A 16,845-nucleotide genomic window follows, 5' to 3' on the forward strand; every position below is an offset into this window, starting at 1 on the left:
AATTTACAAAACATGACCAAAAACGTTCGTGTGCGTTTTGCACCTAGCCCAACAGGACCATTACATATAGGCGGAGTTCGTACCGCTTTATTCAATTATTTATTTGCCAAAAAACATAACGGAACCTTAATTTTAAGAATTGAGGATACCGACCAAAACAGATATGTTGAAGGCGCAGAACAATACATTATTGATGCCTTAAATTGGTGTGGAATGCCTTTTGATGAAGGTCCAGGAACCAACGAAAAATTTGGTCCATACCGACAAAGCGAGCGTAAACCACTTTATAAAGCTTACGCTGAAGAGTTAATAAATTCTGGAAATGCATATTATGCTTTTGATACTTCTGAGGCATTAGATGCACATAGAAAAGATCATGAAGCTAAAGGCAAAACCTTTATTTACAATTGGCATAACAGACTAAAATTAAGCAATTCTTTATCGCTTAGCGCGGAAGAAGTAAAAGCTAAATTAGATGCTGGTGAAGACTACGTAATTCGCTTTAAAAGTCCGCAAGATGAAACCTTACATTTAACCGATATTATTCGTGGCGATATTAAAATTGACACCAATATTTTAGATGATAAAGTATTGTTTAAAAGTGATGGTATGCCAACGTACCATTTAGCCAATATTGTGGACGACCACTTAATGAAAATCTCGCATGTTATTCGTGGTGAAGAATGGTTACCAAGTTTGGCATTACACTTTCAATTATACCAAGCATTTGGTTGGGACGCGCCAGAATTTGCTCATTTACCGCTTATATTAAAACCTACAGGAAAAGGAAAATTAAGCAAGCGTGATGGCGACAAATTAGGTTTCCCTGTGTTTCCTTTACAATGGACAGACCCTAAAACAAACGATATTTCTAGAGGTTATAAAGAAGATGGTTATTTTGCCGATGCTATGGTAAATTTCCTTGCTTTCTTAGGATGGAATCCTGGAACAGAACAAGAAATTTTTACTCTAGAAGAATTAGTTACTGCCTTCGATTTGAAAAAAGTAAACAAGTCTGGTGCACGTTTCGATCCAGATAAAATAAAATGGTTTAACCACCATTACATGCAAGAGCAAAATAATTATGAATTAGCTGAAGCTTTTAAAAATTATAACTCAAAATTGGCCGAAACCGACATTAATTACATTGAAATGGTAGTCGCTTTAATAAAAGAACGCGCAACCTTTGTTTCAGATTTTTGGGATTTGAGTCATTTCTTTTTTGTTGCTCCTACAGCGTACGATGAAAAAGCCTCTAAAAAATCTTTAAAAGAAGGTACAGATACTATTATGAACCAGCTTATAGCTATTTTAAACGCTAATACCGATTTTACTGTAGAAACACTTACTACAGAAATAAAAGGCTGGATAACAACTAACGACATTGGTTTCGGAAAAGTAATGATGCCTTTACGTTTAGCCCTTGTTGGTGCCTTACAAGGTCCTGATGTGTTTGATATTATTTACATGATTGGTAAAGCGGAGACTGTTAAGAGGATTGAAAGAATCGTACAAACACTCTAAATTAAAAAGAAACAAATTGATGTTTTTAATAATCGCCCTTAACTAATTAAAAACATAAAGAAGAAAGAGTTCAACAAATAGCATGTTTATGCTATTGTTGAATTCTATTATGAAGATGGTGAATAAGGTAACTTTGCGAAAAACACCTTAAAAATAGGTCTTTAATTACGTTAAATGCGTCAACAAAATTAACATACTCCGCCTGCGTTTACTTTTTCGTATAAGTTGTTGTTTATAACATCTTCAACCTTTATTCAGAAACCCCAAATCCAGCGACCCTCATCACGAGACCCCTCTTTTTGGTGCTCGTAAAATACGATTAATAAAAGCCGATATAATTATTAAAACGATAACATAGCCCCAAACAATAACATAGACATATTTCCTTTAAAACGCGAATCGCCGCCAGAAGTATCTATATCTTCACTTTCAAGCTTTTTCAAAATATTAGTTGCCCCGTAAATATAATGGGCTCTTAACTTCACAAATTTAAAACCGGCTGTAATACCAACGGCTCCATCTATGTTAAATTGAGAAATGTTGCTGATATCTTCAGCCAATAAATTATCGTAATTATTTATAAAATAACCTTCTTGGGTTGCATCCTCAAATTCTAACCGGCTATTGTATTGCAACATAGGCCCTACATCTAAAGTAATGTAACTACCAACAAGCTTAACATGCATCATTAACGCCAATTGCGCAGCAAAAAGTTTATAATCAACATACTCGTTATTCGGACTAAACTCTAATGGTCTACCCAAAACACTAACTGTACTTTCAGAAAAATGCAAACCGTAACTCATGTTATACCACTTAAATGGAATATCAACAGTGGCACTTAACCCTCCAATAAAACCATCACCTTCTTTAGTTATAAAATTATCTGTAGTAAGATTGACTTTAGTAATACCGCCAAAAAGGCCAATACCATTTACAATATCATATTGCCCTCTTTGAGAAAAACTTTCTGTAACAAAACATATAGAGAATGCTACTAATAGATATAGTTGTATTTTTTTCATGCCATTTTAGAGATAAGTGAGCAAATATAACTTAATTTAGTAATTCTTATTTTTTTAACCATTTTAATAAAAACATTATGAGCTTCGCATTTATTCCTTTTATAGTTATTGGACTATTTATTTTCATCTCATCCTTTTTTGTTGTTAAACAACAAACCGCTGCCATTATAGAACGCTTTGGTAAGTTTCAAAGTATACGCCAATCGGGTTTACAGCTTAAAATTCCGTTGGTAGACAAAATTGCTGGTCGATTAAGTTTAAAAATTCAGCAATTAGATGTTATCATTGAAACCAAAACTCTAGATGATGTATTTGTGCGCCTTAAAGTATCTGTGCAATACAAAGTAATTAGCCAAAAAGTTTACGATGCCTTTTATAAGCTAGATTATCCGCACGATCAAATTACGAGTTATGTATTTGATGTAGTACGTGCCGAGGTTCCAAAAATGAAATTGGATGATGTATTTGTTAAAAAAGACGATATCGCTTTAGCAGTAAAAGCCGAACTTAATGATGCCATGTCCGATTATGGTTTTGATATTATTAAAACTTTAGTAACCGATATCGATCCAGATGCCCAAGTAAAAGAGGCTATGAATAGAATTAATGCTTCTGAACGTGAAAAAATTGCAGCGCAATTTGAAGGAGATGCTGCTCGTATTTTAATTGTTGAAAAAGCAAAAGCTGAGGCTGAAAGCAAACGTTTACAAGGACAAGGTATTGCAGACCAACGTCGTGAGATTGCGCGTGGTTTAGAGGAGTCTGTAGAGGTTTTAAACCGTGTTGGTATAAACAGTCAAGAAGCTTCTGCTTTAATCGTTGTAACGCAGCATTATGATACCTTACAATCGTTAGGTGAAGAAACAAACAGTAATTTAATTTTACTACCTAATGCGCCACAAGCAGGAAGCAACATGCTAAATGATATGGTGGCAAGTTTTGCAGCAAGTAACCAAATTGGTGAGGCTATGAAAGAAGCCAGAGAAAAGAAAAAAGAATAAACCAATTATTTAAAACTAAGAATCCTCAAAAAACGTGTTTTTTTGAGGGTTTTTTGTTTGTAGTAAGCAACCCACGCCCATTCCCTTAAACTACCAATGAAAAACAAGTAACAATATAGTCTAAAGATAAATTTTTACCAATAACCACTCTACTAAAAACTGTAACTAACTGATTTTTAATGTAAAACTCAAAAATAAAAACACTATTTCCAATAATTTTTTCTATTTTTATTAAAACAATAATCATGAAAAATGTACCTAAACTCTATTTTGTATTATTCTTTTTCATAATATATCCTAACTTAATCTTTGGGCAATGCACATTAAATAATGCACCAGCAGGACAATATATAGACCAAAGCATTTGTGAATATGTAAAAGCACCAGCAGGTACCTATAGCCCAGGAGGTAACATTACAGCGCCTATACCCTGTAACGCGGGATACTATTCTAATATAACAGGAAGCAAATTTTGCATTGCATGTGAAGCAGGAAGATATCAAAACAGAACAGGTAGTACTTCCTGCATAGATTGTCCTAAAGGTAAGTTCCAACAAAATACTGGAAGTACTGAATGTTTTGATTGCGCTCCAGGAACAGTTGCTAGTAACACCGGTAGCACTGCATGCTCGCTATGTGCCGCAGGAACATACCAAGGCCTCTCTGGACAAGCTTATTGCGAAGATTGTCCTGAAGGTAAATATCAACAATCTACTGGAAGTACTGAATGTTTTGATTGTGCTCCGGGAACAGTAGCTACTAAAACCCGCAGCACTGCTTGTTCTGCATGCGCCGCAGGAACCTACCAAGACAAATCTGGTCAAGCTTACTGTGAAGATTGTCCTAAAGGTAAATACCAACAAAATATTGGAAGTACTGAATGTTTTGATTGCGCTCCAGGAACAGTTGCTAGTAACACCGGTAGCACTGCATGCTCGCTATGTGCCGCAGGAACATACCAAGGCCTCTCTGGACAAGCTTACTGTGAAGATTGTCCTAAAGGTAAATACCAACAAAATATTGGAAGTACTGAATGTATTGATTGTGCTCCAGGAACAGTTGCTAGTAACACCGGTAGCACTGCATGCTCGCTATGTGCCGCAGGAACATACCAACCTAATAAAGGCGGCGAAACCTGTTTAAATTGTAACCCTGGTTCATTTAGTGCTAATTCTGGTAGTGCCGCTTGTGTAGATTGCCCTGCAGGAACTATTCAGCCTAATTCAGGAGAAACTTACTGTGTACTATGTCCTAACGATACCAGTTCAGAGCCTGGGTCTACAAGTTGTGACATAACATTACACTTAAATGAAAACTCATTTTCAAACAAAATTAAATATTACCCAAACCCATCAAACGGAAATATTACGTTTGATTTTACAGAGAAACAACATACTTTAAACTTGGAAATATTCGATATTTATGGAAAAAAACTGTTTTCAAAAGAAATAAAAGACTTATCTGTTTTTAAGATGAACATTTCACATTTTGCACAAGGAAAATATATATTCAAAATTCGTAACGAAGCAGACTTGGCCGTTTTCGGAATTTTAAAAAAGTAGCATTGATAATAAAGATTTAAAGGAAATTAGTTTTCTTTAAACGGGAGCCTTTCTTCCCAATTTGAAGACGGACTCATTAGCTTAAAAACTTGCTTTAAAATGGCATACAAAATCTATTGGTATGCTTTAAATAGGCCTCATAGCTCTTGCTTCAGCTGAACCCAAATTTTATTTTTTAGTGTTTATTTTTATCGTAATTCTGTATTAACTCTTTTAACGTGTCTCTATAATTTTCTAAAGATTTATTATCAATCGAGGCTTCCATATTGCCTTGTGGCAAGGTACTTCTTCCTTCATCTAAATATTTTTGAAGCTCAGGATATTGCTCTTCAATAACTCTAGTAAGTGTTGATATTTCGCTAAGAATATTTGCATTTTCAGTTTTCATAAGTGTTATATTTTTCTTACGAAAATATAGTAAAAAGAAAATAATTATTCTCTTAAAGAAGTATTAAATTATTTAAAAGGGTGTCTTTCTTCCCATTTTTGAATAGGATTCATATACTTTACAATAGCCTTTAAAACCGTGTTTGCAATAAAGCTATTAGTGTGATTTAGATAAATACGCATATTGTGTGGTTTTGCTCCTATCGAGCTTTTAATTTCCATGGCTGTTCTTGCATATACAATACGCTTAAATTGATTTTCTATACCGAAAAAAGCCATATTAAAGAGCATATTTAAATACAATTGATACGCTTGCTGAAGCGTTTTATTATAACCCAAAAAATAGGTTTCTAACACGGTATCGTTAAGAATAAGCGAATAAAAACCAACTAACTCTTCATTTAAAAAAACCCCAAAAACTTTAAAACGCTCTTTTAAGTGTACTTTTAATTGATAAAAATGGTTTTCTGGAAGCTTAAACGAATTAACACCTGCATTATCCGACACCGTTTTATATAAACTATATATAGCTTTAGAATTGGTGTTTAAATAATCGCTATCAAGTTCTCTATAATCTAAGTCAATTCCCTTTTTTCTAGCTGTATTAAAACGTCTTCTATATTTTTTATTAAAAGCAGAAATATATTCATTAGTCGTTTTCCAAGTTTCACTTTTAAAAACCATGTTTGGTTGTACCTGTACTTTGTATAAATTATTAGATTTAAAAAAGTGAGTGGCTTCATGAATTTTATCATTCTCGAAATAATCTTTAAAAACAATAATTCTTATTTTTTTGTTGAATTTAGTCTTAATTTCAAGCGTTAAATTGTCTAAAACCTGTTCTAATTCCTTTAAAAATTCACTTTGCGAAATTTTAAGCGGATTAAAATAAATACCATGTTGCCCGGTGTGTAAAAGGTTTCCAACCACTAAGGCATTTCCTTTTACAATTTTAGAAACCAACTGCTTACCTATCTCTTTTATTCTGCTTTTACTACTTTTTCTAAAAATATCATCGGCATACATTTCCACACGTTGCACAATAGCTATACCTACTAATTCATCATGTTTAAAAACGCCAGCGTAATATCCTGTAATATTAGATGGTATAGAGGTTTCAAGGCCTTTTAAAAAATCTGTTTTTAAAAAAATATCGGAAATAGGAAGCGCATCCCAAGCTTTGGGAAGTGTATCAACATGATTATATATTTTATGATATATCAAACTAAAATTAAAAAAGACCGAAGTTAATTACCTCAGTCTTTACATGTATTAAAAAATTACATTAATATTATTTCCATCCGCATACTATAGCACCCATTACTCCAAGAGTTACAATCCAATAACCGCTATTTATAAAAATGTATTTAGCACTTTTACGTTCAAATAATGCATTGGTGCCAATTATAGGTAAAGCTACAAAAACTCCTGCCAAAACACCATGTAAAGCCCCGTGTTTATAGGTCCTAAAAGCATCGCCATAATCGGCCATAAACGCGGTATACGATGGTAATGCTTTACTCGCGTCGCCACCTATTAAGCTTAAAGCACCAGTTTGATGAATACTCATTTGCATCATCGTCATAGCTAATAAAAAGGCAAAAATAAAGGCTAGAATAAAAATCTTAGCCATATTAGCACCTTTTAGTTGGTCTTCGGTTAAACCTGCTGCTTGCATCCAAGCGTTTCCAAAAACCTTTGGGTTATACCAAATAAAGCCAACAACTAATGCTGAAACAGCGGCAACCAAAATTGCCGGAAAATTTAGAAAATCCATAATTAAAAAATTTAGTTAGTAGTTAAATGTACAAAAAAATAAATAGCAATTACAAAGCTACCAGCTACCACTTGCTCCACCGCCACCAGAACTTCCGCCACCACCAGAAAAACTACTGCTACTACTGCTAGAGTACGACCTACTAGAGCTTGTACCACTAGAAGAAAAGTTTTTACTAATAAACGCTTTATTACTTTTTAAAAGTGAAAATTTAATAGGCTGATAAAGCGTTTTCGAACGTGTAAAATAGGCAATACCTAAAGGAATAATTAAAAAGATTAAAGCTGCAAAAGACACTGCATTTGTTATACTAATAAACGATGCATTCTCGACATATTTAAACGGATCAAATTGGAAATTGCTGTCCATCTGCGAGCCAATTATTAAACCTGCAAAAAACAAAGGCATAATAATAAAAGGCAGACTAAAACCAATCATAAATACAGAATGAATCATGTAAACGGGAAACATTAAAACGCTTACTTTTCCAGTAATTAAACCTCTAAACAAATTAATTAATCGCTTAAAACCACTATAAAATATAGCACTTCCTGCACCAATAAAAATGCCAAAAAACAAAGTAAGAACAAGACCAAATAAAATTTTTCCCCATAAGGGTATTTTACCTTCATCTTCAATAACTTGGGCAAACTCATCGCGATATTTAGGGTCGTTAATAAGCTTAATAATTTCTGAAGTTCCAAGATCAACACCCTCATAAAAAAGCCCTTCTTTAAACTTAGGCGTCATTATATTACTAATAATTCTAGACGCAAAAGCATCGGTAATTATTGGTTCTAGTCCTTTACCAACCTCAATTCTAAACTTTCTGTCGTTTTTCGAAATTAAAATTAAAAGACCGTTATCCTTGTTCTTTTGCCCTAGTTTGTTGGTGTTAAATACCTGGTAAGCATAACCTTCAACCGTATTATTCCCTAAATTATTAATGGTTAAAACCACAATTTGATGAGACGTTTCGGTTTCGTAAGCCGTTAACTTTTGTCTAAGTTCTAAGGTTTCGCTTTCGCGGAAAAGAGCCGCATTATCCGTTACTATTTCGGTTAAAATAGAATACTCTATCTGCGCATTTGAATTTTGAATACAAATGACAAGAAAGAAGAATATTAGTTTTAATTTAATCAAATTCTAACATAGAAGACCTGCTTATTTATAAACAAACAGGTCTAAAAAAATTTTTATGAAATAGCCTTAGCCTCTTGAACCAACAGCGCATTTTTATCTTCCAACGCTTTAGAGATAAAAGCATTGATAGCCTCGTTTTTCTCTAAGCCATTTTCTAACAAAACACCAAGCGTAATCATGGTTATTATACGTGTTCCAGATTTTTTAACCGATGTGTTAAATAATGGTTCAACCTCCTCATAGCTTACATTTTTAGCCAATTTTTGAATATCTGCCTTTGCAGCAGCTTGCTTATCTTCTGGTAATCTATCATACTTTTTACCATATGACTTTATTTGCTCTATAGCTGGTCTATTATTTTGTTGTGGTTGTTTTTGTTGATTTTGATTCGTGTTTTGTTGTGGTTTAACTTTAGTCCAAGTATCTCTTAAACCAACGGTTTTGTTAAACACTAATTTATCTGATGCCGAATCGTTGTCCACATTAAAATACCCTAAACGTTGAAACTGAAACCTGTCTCCTACCTTAGCCTCAGTTAAACTAGGTTCTACAAAAGCTTCTATAATTTTTAACGAATTAGGATTTATAAAATCCATAAAATCTTTGTCGGCATGACTATCTGGAGTCTCGTCGCTAAACAACCTGTCATATTCTCTAACTTCAGCTTTTACAGCATGCGCTATAGACACCCAATGTAATGTGCCTTTTATTTTACGTTCGGTATCTTCAGAATAGGTACAATGTATCTCTGTTACCTCGTCACTAGCATCTTTTACAACACTTTCAGCCTTAATAATATAAGCGTTTTTAAGTCGTACTTCACCTCCTAATTTTAATCTAAAAAATTTGTTTCCGGCTTCTTCCTTAAAATCTTCTTTTTCAATATATAATTCGCGAGAAAAGGGCACTTTTCTAAAGCCAGCACTTTCATCTTCTTGGTTATTTTCTGCATCAAACCACTCCACTTTATCCTCCGGATAATTGGTAATTACCAATTTAACAGGGTTTAAAACAGCCATAACACGCGGTGCTGTTTTGTTTAAATCTTCGCGAATACAAAACTCTAAAAGCGACACATCAATAATGTTTTCGCGTTTGGCCACACCAACGGTTTCTACAAATTTTCGAATAGCATTTGGGGTGTAACCTCTTCGTCGTAATCCAGAAATGGTAGGCATTCTAGGATCGTCCCAACCGTTTACAACGCCATCTTCAACCAATTTAAGTAACTTACGTTTACTCATTATGGTGTAATTTAGGTTTAAACGGGCAAATTCGCGTTGTTTAGGTCTTAATTTATCTTCCTCGACAACTTGATCCAAGAACCAATCGTAAAGCTCTCTGTGAGGCTTAAATTCTAAAGAACAAAGCGAATGCGATATTTGCTCTAAATAATCACTTTCTCCATGGGTCCAATCGTACATTGGGTAAATACACCAATCGTTGGCCGTTCTGTGGTGATGTTTCTTTAAAACACGATACATAATAGGATCGCGCATTAACATGTTAACATGTTGCATGTCTATTTTTGCCCGTAAAATATGCTCGCCTTCATTAAATTCGCCAGCTTTCATACGATCAAACAAATCTAAATTTTCTGCAACAGTTCTATTTCTATAAGGCCCATCAACACCAGGTTGTGTTGGCGTACCTTTTTGTTCTGCCATAGCTTCGCTAGATTGCGAATCGACATATGCTTTACCTTCTTTTATTAAATGAACCGCCCAATTGTACAATTGTTGAAAATAATCGGAAGAAAATAATTCTTTATCCCACTTATAGCCTAACCAAGCCACATCCTCTTTAATAGCATCTACATATTCCTGCTCTTCTTTAGCCGGATTAGTATCATCGAAACGAAGGTTTACCGGAGCGTTATAATATTCACCCAAACCAAAACTAATTCCAATAGCCTTAGTGTGCCCAATATGTAAATACCCATTTGGCTCTGGCGGAAAACGAAAACGAAGACTGTTTTTAGGCATTCCGTTGGCTAAATCTTCTTCTATAATTTGCTCAATAAAATTGAGTGATTTTCTTTCTTCAGACATAAAATATGTTACGCTTTGGGTTTAGCTCAATAAAAACAAACCCATTAAACAAAAATATTGTACAAAATTAGGTAATTTTGACGACTTAAATTGTGTGACAATGGGAATTATAAAAGTTGAAAATATTCGGGTATTTGCCCACCATGGTTGTTTAAAAGAAGAAACCAAAATTGGAAGCGATTACCGTGTTGATTTAGAGGTGAAAGCAAATTTACAAGAATCTGCAAAAACCGATAAACTTAGTGATACCGTTGACTATGTTTTTTTAAACCGTGTTATAAAAGAAGAAATGGATATTCCGTCGCAACTTCTAGAAACCGTTGCTAAACGAATATTAAATCGTATCTTTAGTGAAGACAGCCTTGTTACAAAAGCGACTGTTTGGGTAAGTAAACTAAATCCTCCTATTGGCGGAGATGTAGCAAAAGTGACGATAAAAATGTCAGAAAAACGTTAAATATCATTTTAACTATTGTAAACTCACTTTTTTTTATACTTTTGCATCAGAATTTTTCAGAAATGTTAAACACTACTTTAAACAAAGCAGTAAAAATGTTTCTAAAAAATTAAATATAATGGCGTCGTGGCCGAGTGGCTAGGCAGAGGTCTGCAAAACCTTGTACAGCGGTTCGAATCCGCTCGACGCCTCAAGAACCTTCAAGTTTTACTTGGAGGTTTTTTTATTTTAAAATGTTTTTTTGGAAAAACTAACTTGATTTGTATGCTAATAGTTTTAATTAAGTACTAACCCGCGTTAGGGATTGCAGTGGAAAGCCCACAGCCCGACGAAGGAGGTGCGAGGACTTGTAATGTAAAGCCCGACCCTTGTGGTAACGCCCAAAACATTGTTCTAGGTTTAAGCTTACTCTGAAAACTTATCTTTGATAGGGCTAATCTGTTCTAACTTCTCCTTGTTTTTCTCGTAAGCTTCTGGGAAAAGTCCTTGAACAAACAATAATATTCCAAAGCCTAAAATGACCACGGCAATAACTTTTTTGGTTTTAAAAATAAGACGTGGTGTTAATTTTGCTTTTAGCCGTTTTGCAATGACAATTTTTACTAAATCTGCCACAAAATAGGACGCCAACATAGAAGCAATAAAAATAATATCGCCATGCTCTGAGGTTGTTAAGGAGTCCCCTAAAACGATAAACCCAAGCCAACCTAATAACACACCAATATTTATAAAGTTTAACAGGAAGCCCTTAATAAATAGCTTTCCGTAGCCTTTTTTTATTTCAACTTTATGGTATTCCTTAACAATTGATCGAAATGATTTTGATGTTTTTATAAATGAAATAAAACCGTATACCATTAATAAAACACCACCAAAGATTAAAAAACTGGGGTCGTTTCCTATTTTTCCTCTTAGGTTATTGGTGCTGTAAAATGCTATTACAATGAAAATGATATCGGCAAGAATAACGCCTAAATCGAATATTAGCGCACTACGAAAACCTTTTGTAGCACTGGTTTCTAACAGTACAAAAAATACTGGGCCAATGGTAAAGGCCAGTATTATACCAAAAGGAATGGCTGTTAAAATATCGTCGAACATAAAAACAAGAAGCTTTTACACAAAGTAAAGAAATATTTTAAAACTATTGCGGTTAATTAGCTTAGAACTCTACTTGATTTTTTAAACGAAAAAAAAGGAGTGGGGCTTGTAACCTCCACTCCATTTAAACAAATACAAACAAACTAAACTAGTTCTTTATAAGTTTTATGCTGCTGGTACCAAATTCCGTATTAATTCTTGCGAAGTATAATCCAGCTTTTAAATTCGATGCATCAATTTTTGTTTCTCTTGAATTAGGAGACATTGATAATACATTTTTGCCTAACACATCAAACAGTTGGATGTTTGTCATTTTTGTACTTTCTGTTTTTACTGTCCAGCTATTTTTAGTTGGATTAGGATACGTACTAAACACCGTTTTATTAAAATCCTCGATTCCTAATAACGTGTTTTTATGTAAATAGATATTATCATACCAAACGTTAGTTACATTGGCAGTTGTAATACCTATTTGAGCAATATCAGATCTAGTTAAGCTTCCTGTAACAATACCGCCTAAAGCTGTAATATCTAAATCTACCGATACCCATTGGTTTGCCACTAATTGCGGCATAGTACCGCCGTTAATATTAACCTCTAGAGCTGATGATTCGGAACCACCGCCACCAAAATCAACTAGTTTTACATTAAATACATCTCCAGCTAAATCTGTGTCGTTTGTGTAAAAATCAAAATGGATGTGTGTAAAATCACTTAAATCTTGTCTGTCGCTTTGAAAATCAATACCATGGCAATCTATTCCTGGTTTCTTTTCTAGAGTATTGTTACCCGCAATCATAATACCGTTTACTGCAGCGCCACCACACCATCCGGCATCAAAATTATCGAAGGCAATATTACCTGTGTAACTATCACTGTATATTGAAACCACATCTGCTTCTGGTCTAGCAGGTGCTGCAGGTGCTGCCATAGTAGGAGCCATTACACAAGCATCGCAAGAACCACCACAATCAATTCCAGTTTCATCGCCATCCATAACACCATTATTACAAGTTGATGTTGCGCCTAATAGCGATACATTATCTATAAATACAAAACCAGTGTCGGCACCCATATCAAAAATAACTCTACTTGCACCAACGTCTCCATAATTAGCATCCATAGTATATGTATAGGTTGTTTTAACGTCTGTTAAGGTTTCTGTTACGACGTTTGCTCCATAAGGTGCCCCTGCATTACCAATTCCTACAATTATAGTTCTAGTAGTACCTGTAGCTGTGTAAGCATCAAAAGAAAATGTATAAGAAGCACCATCGATTAAACTTACGGCTTGACTAATATTTACATTCCATGGATCGCCAGCCGTAGTAATTTCTGCTTGATTTACAAAATTCCCGCTTCCATCGTCAACCGGGTTAAGAGCGTTTCCATACCATGACATGGTTCCGCTTTCGAAGTCACCATTAATGACTAATTCTTGTGCGTATCCTAAAGAGATTATCATTAGGAATACTAATAATGTAGTTTTTTTCATAATACTTGTTTTAGTTAATGTTTAGTTGTTTGATAAAGATAGCTTGTTGTCTCTTTGTTTCTTGAAAATCAATAACATACAAACTATACAATTTTAAAATAAATCCAAAAAAAGCTGTTAACCTTTGCTATAGTTGACTATGTACAGGCCTATACTATAAAACTAACTTGATAAATAAATTTTAAAATTCCTTGAATGTTGTGGTAATGTTGTGGTGATAGCTACTGGAAATAAACAGCTATTTTTAATGAGAACGACAAAAACTCTAATTACTATAAACCTTTATATAGTCAATAATAAATTCTTGCGGAAATATCGTATTATCAACTTCTGGCCCTCCATAATTTCCGCCAATGGCAAGATTAACAATAACATAGAACCGTTGATTAAAAGGCCAAATATTATCATCTTTTACACTTTTAGGAATAAATGTATAGAACAACTGGTTGTCTATAAAAAACTCAATTTTATCTTCCGTCCAATTAACAGCATACACATGAAACCCTTCTTCTATTGATTCTATTTTAGATTTTTTGGTGTTTATAGTATCACCATGACTATCTTGGGTATGAAGCGATGTAAAGACCATACCTGGCTCCTTCCCTACATACTCCAAAATATCAATTTCACCACATTTTGGCCAACCTACTTTGTCGATATTAGAACCTAACATCCAAAATGCCGGCCACAAGCCTTTACCAACTGGCAATTTAGCTCTAGCCTCGATTTTGCCATATTTAAATTCAAACTTATTTTTAGTAGTAATTCTTGTAGAGGTATAAACGGAATCTTTGAGTTTTGCTTTTATGGTTAGCAAACCATCTTTTACTTCGTGGTTGTTTTTAGTGTACAACTGCATTTCATTATTGCCCCAGCCACAAAGATTAGGGCAACCATTACCTAGCTCGAAATTCCAATTATTTTCGTTTAAAGAATTTCCGTCGAAATTTTCTTCCCAAATAAGGTTGGTTATATCGTTATTACATGATACTAAAATTGAAAATAAAATTATGACGGATGCTATTCTATACATTATAACACAAAGTTTTCTTCGAGGGACGTATAAGAACTTCCTCCAACAAAAACGGTAAACGTTCCTGTTTCAATAACAAAATCACCTTCATTATTGTAAAACCCTAATTCCTTTTTGGTTAAGGTAAATTTGACAGTTTTAGATTCATTTGGTTCCAATTCAACTAAATCAAATCCTTTTAGTTCCTTAACAGGCCTTGTAACACTTGCAAATAAATCTCTTATGTACAACTGAGCAACTTCCTTTCCTTTAAATTTTCCTGTGTTTTTTAAGTGAACCGAAACTTCAACTTGATTATTTGAAATTTTACTAATACTCAAGTTACTGTATGTAAATGAGGTGTAACTAAGCCCATGCCCAAATGGATATAAAGGTGTATTAGCCTCGTCAATAAAGTGCGACCAAAACACGCTATTTGGCTCGTTAGCTGCTGGTCTTCCGGTGTTTTTATAATTGTAATACATTGGAAGTTGACCTACGTTTCTAGGAAACGTCATTGGTAACTTGCCACTAGGATTATAATCGCCATATAATACTTGAGCAATGGCATTTCCGTTTTGAGTTCCTAATTGCCACGCCTCAACTATGGCAGGAATGTTAGCGTCTGCCCAAGAAATAGCTAAAGGTCTACCATTGTTTAATACTAAAACAATGTTTTTATTAACGGCATAAACCGCCTCTAATAATTCTTGTTGTACACCAGGTAATCCAATATTGGTTCTGCTTCTAGCCTCACCACTTTGAAAACCATGTTCTCCTAAAACCATAACAACCACATCGGCATTTTTAGCGGTGTTAATTGCTTTAGGAAAATCACTCTTATCGGTTGTATTGATTTTTAATTCGAATGGAAAGGAAGCTTCTCCTGTAACCAAATCGGCACCTTTTGCGTAGTGTATTTGATTATCTGGGTACTTTTGCATGCCTTCTAATACAGAAACAGCAGTATTATCGTCTGCACCAATTCTCCAACTTCCTAATGGACTCGTTTTATCGTTTGCTAAAGTACCTATTACAGCTATTTTTTGACCCTTTTTCTTTAACGGTAACATGTTGTTCTCGTTTTTTAAAAGTACTATAGATTTTTTAGCAACATCTAAAACCGCTTCATGGATTTCTTTGCTTCCAGTAACTTCTTTTTCGCGATTTTCATCACAGTATTTATATGGATCGTCAAACAAACCCAACTCAAACTTTACTCTTAAAATACGCGTTACAGCATCATCAATAAGTGCTTCTGATACTTTACCTTCATTAACCAAATTTGCTAATTCTGAAACGTAAGCATAGGATTCCATATCCATATCTGAACCTGCATTTGCTGAAACTTCAGCAGCCTGTTTTTTGTTTTCAACATACCCATGGTTAATCATTTCGACCATAGAACCCCAATCTGAAACCACAAAGCCTTTAAAATCCCATTTATCTTTTAAAACCTCGCGTTGCAAATATGCATTACCTGTTGCAGGAATTCCATTTAACTCATTAAAAGAGTTCATAAAGGTTTTAACTCCAGCATCGACAGTCGCTTTAAAAGGAGGGAAAATAATATTGTTTAAAGTGGATGTACCCACATCAACGGTATTATAATCTCGTCCTGATTCAGCAAATCCATAACCTGCCCAATGCTTAGCGCAAGCCGCAATTGTATTAGGTTTAGATAAATCGTCGCCTTGAAAACCCATAACACGAGCCTTAGCAATTTTAGAACCTAAATATGGATCTTCGCCAGCACCTTCCATTACTCTTCCCCATCTTGCATCTCTTGATATATCTACCATTGGTGCAAAAGTCCAGTTAATACCCGCTGCCGAAGCTTCTAAAGCAGCTATTTCAGCCGATTTCTTTATGGCTTCTAAATCCCAACTTGCAGCCTCTGCTAAAGGAATTGGACTTAAGGTTTTGTAGCCATGAATAACATCGAAACCAATAATTAATGGAATACCTAGTCTTGTTTCTTCCACGGCTATTTTTTGAACAGCACGTACTTCTTGAACACCTTTAACATTTAGCATTGAACCCACATAACCTTTTCTTAAATGCTCGTATTTTTTTGCAGCATCTCCAGAAGAAGGTGTTGGACCAGTAACATCCCAAAATCCGTTATATTGATTCATTTGACCAATTTTTTCTTCTAACGTCATTTTAGAAAGCAATTGCTCAACCTTAAATTCAATATTATTCTTGTTCTCATTACCACTTAAAGCCACTTCTTTATTGTTATTACAGCTAACAATACATAAACCCAAAGCGAAAATGATTAAATTAAGTTTTCTATAATTCATAGTT

The 16,845-nt window shown here is 34.4% G+C and carries 14 protein-coding genes and 1 tRNA gene; 5 read left to right on the plus strand and 10 right to left on the minus strand.

What is annotated here, in order from left to right:
• Positions 1-12 precede the first annotated feature (12 nt).
• A complete protein-coding gene (gene gltX, locus HNQ90_RS00940; RefSeq protein WP_144114790.1) occupies positions 13-1,524 on the plus strand; it encodes a glutamate--tRNA ligase in 1,512 nt (503 codons plus the stop codon).
• Between the two features lie 341 nt (positions 1,525-1,865).
• Here gltX and HNQ90_RS00945 read toward each other — a convergent pair whose 3' ends face one another.
• The gene (locus tag HNQ90_RS00945) at positions 1,866-2,549 is read right to left on the minus strand and encodes a hypothetical protein (protein ID WP_144114791.1); all 684 of its coding nucleotides are present in this window, start codon (positions 2,547-2,549) and stop codon (positions 1,866-1,868) included.
• Between the two features lie 77 nt (positions 2,550-2,626).
• Between HNQ90_RS00945 and HNQ90_RS00950 the strand changes: the two genes are divergently transcribed.
• Positions 2,627-3,550, plus strand: coding sequence for an SPFH domain-containing protein (locus HNQ90_RS00950; RefSeq protein WP_144114792.1), 924 nt, complete (start codon positions 2,627-2,629; stop codon positions 3,548-3,550).
• 245 nt (positions 3,551-3,795) lie between these two features.
• Complete coding sequence (locus HNQ90_RS00955) at positions 3,796-5,112, plus strand: T9SS type A sorting domain-containing protein (RefSeq protein WP_144114793.1); 1,317 nt, start codon at positions 3,796-3,798, stop codon at positions 5,110-5,112.
• A 175-nt stretch (positions 5,113-5,287) separates the two neighbouring features.
• On the opposite strand, the gene HNQ90_RS00960 is transcribed toward HNQ90_RS00955, so the two are convergent.
• From HNQ90_RS00960 to HNQ90_RS00980, 5 genes are all read right to left on the minus strand, one after another.
• Positions 5,288-5,500, minus strand: coding sequence for a hypothetical protein (locus HNQ90_RS00960; protein WP_092849403.1), 213 nt, complete (start codon positions 5,498-5,500; stop codon positions 5,288-5,290).
• Between the two features lie 68 nt (positions 5,501-5,568).
• On the minus strand, positions 5,569-6,723 hold the full coding sequence (locus HNQ90_RS00965) for a GNAT family N-acetyltransferase (RefSeq protein ID WP_144114794.1): 1,155 nt from the start codon (positions 6,721-6,723) through the stop codon (positions 5,569-5,571).
• A gap of 67 nt (positions 6,724-6,790) precedes the next feature.
• Positions 6,791-7,276, minus strand: a complete 486-nt coding sequence (locus tag HNQ90_RS00970) for a DUF1761 domain-containing protein (RefSeq protein WP_144114795.1) — start codon at positions 7,274-7,276, stop codon at positions 6,791-6,793.
• Positions 7,277-7,333: 57 nt separating this feature from the next.
• Positions 7,334-8,419, minus strand: a complete 1,086-nt coding sequence (locus tag HNQ90_RS00975) for a TPM domain-containing protein (RefSeq protein ID WP_144114796.1) — start codon at positions 8,417-8,419, stop codon at positions 7,334-7,336.
• Between the two features lie 53 nt (positions 8,420-8,472).
• On the minus strand, positions 8,473-10,470 hold the full coding sequence (locus HNQ90_RS00980) for a glutamine--tRNA ligase/YqeY domain fusion protein (protein ID WP_144114797.1): 1,998 nt from the start codon (positions 10,468-10,470) through the stop codon (positions 8,473-8,475).
• A gap of 100 nt (positions 10,471-10,570) precedes the next feature.
• Between HNQ90_RS00980 and folB the strand changes: the two genes are divergently transcribed.
• Together folB and HNQ90_RS00990 are read left to right on the plus strand one after the other, a co-directional pair.
• Positions 10,571-10,927: a dihydroneopterin aldolase gene (gene folB / locus HNQ90_RS00985; protein WP_144114798.1), complete on the plus strand. Its 357-nt coding sequence runs from the start codon at positions 10,571-10,573 to the stop codon at positions 10,925-10,927.
• Positions 10,928-11,047: 120 nt separating this feature from the next.
• Positions 11,048-11,118 (plus strand) — tRNA-Cys (locus tag HNQ90_RS00990).
• A 214-nt stretch (positions 11,119-11,332) separates the two neighbouring features.
• Here the strand turns inward: HNQ90_RS00990 and HNQ90_RS00995 are convergent.
• The 4 genes from HNQ90_RS00995 to bglX all read right to left on the minus strand — a co-directional run bounded on the left by HNQ90_RS00995 (position 11,333) and on the right by bglX (position 16,841).
• Positions 11,333-12,028 carry a LysE family translocator gene (locus HNQ90_RS00995; RefSeq protein ID WP_144114799.1) on the minus strand — a complete coding sequence of 232 codons (696 nt, stop codon included), beginning with the start codon at positions 12,026-12,028 and terminating at the stop codon, positions 11,333-11,335.
• A 148-nt stretch (positions 12,029-12,176) separates the two neighbouring features.
• Positions 12,177-13,523, minus strand: coding sequence for a T9SS type A sorting domain-containing protein (locus tag HNQ90_RS01000; RefSeq protein ID WP_241678306.1), 1,347 nt, complete (start codon positions 13,521-13,523; stop codon positions 12,177-12,179).
• A 265-nt stretch (positions 13,524-13,788) separates the two neighbouring features.
• On the minus strand, positions 13,789-14,556 hold the full coding sequence (locus HNQ90_RS01005; RefSeq protein ID WP_144114800.1) for a glycoside hydrolase family 16 protein: 768 nt from the start codon (positions 14,554-14,556) through the stop codon (positions 13,789-13,791).
• Positions 14,556-16,841, minus strand: coding sequence for a beta-glucosidase BglX (gene bglX, locus HNQ90_RS01010; RefSeq protein WP_144114801.1), 2,286 nt, complete (start codon positions 16,839-16,841; stop codon positions 14,556-14,558). The genes HNQ90_RS01005 and bglX overlap by 1 nt, the downstream gene beginning before the upstream one ends.
• Positions 16,842-16,845 lie beyond the last annotated feature (4 nt).

Source organism: Algibacter amylolyticus (assembly GCF_014202225.1).
Classification (GTDB): domain Bacteria; phylum Bacteroidota; class Bacteroidia; order Flavobacteriales; family Flavobacteriaceae; genus Algibacter_B; species Algibacter_B amylolyticus.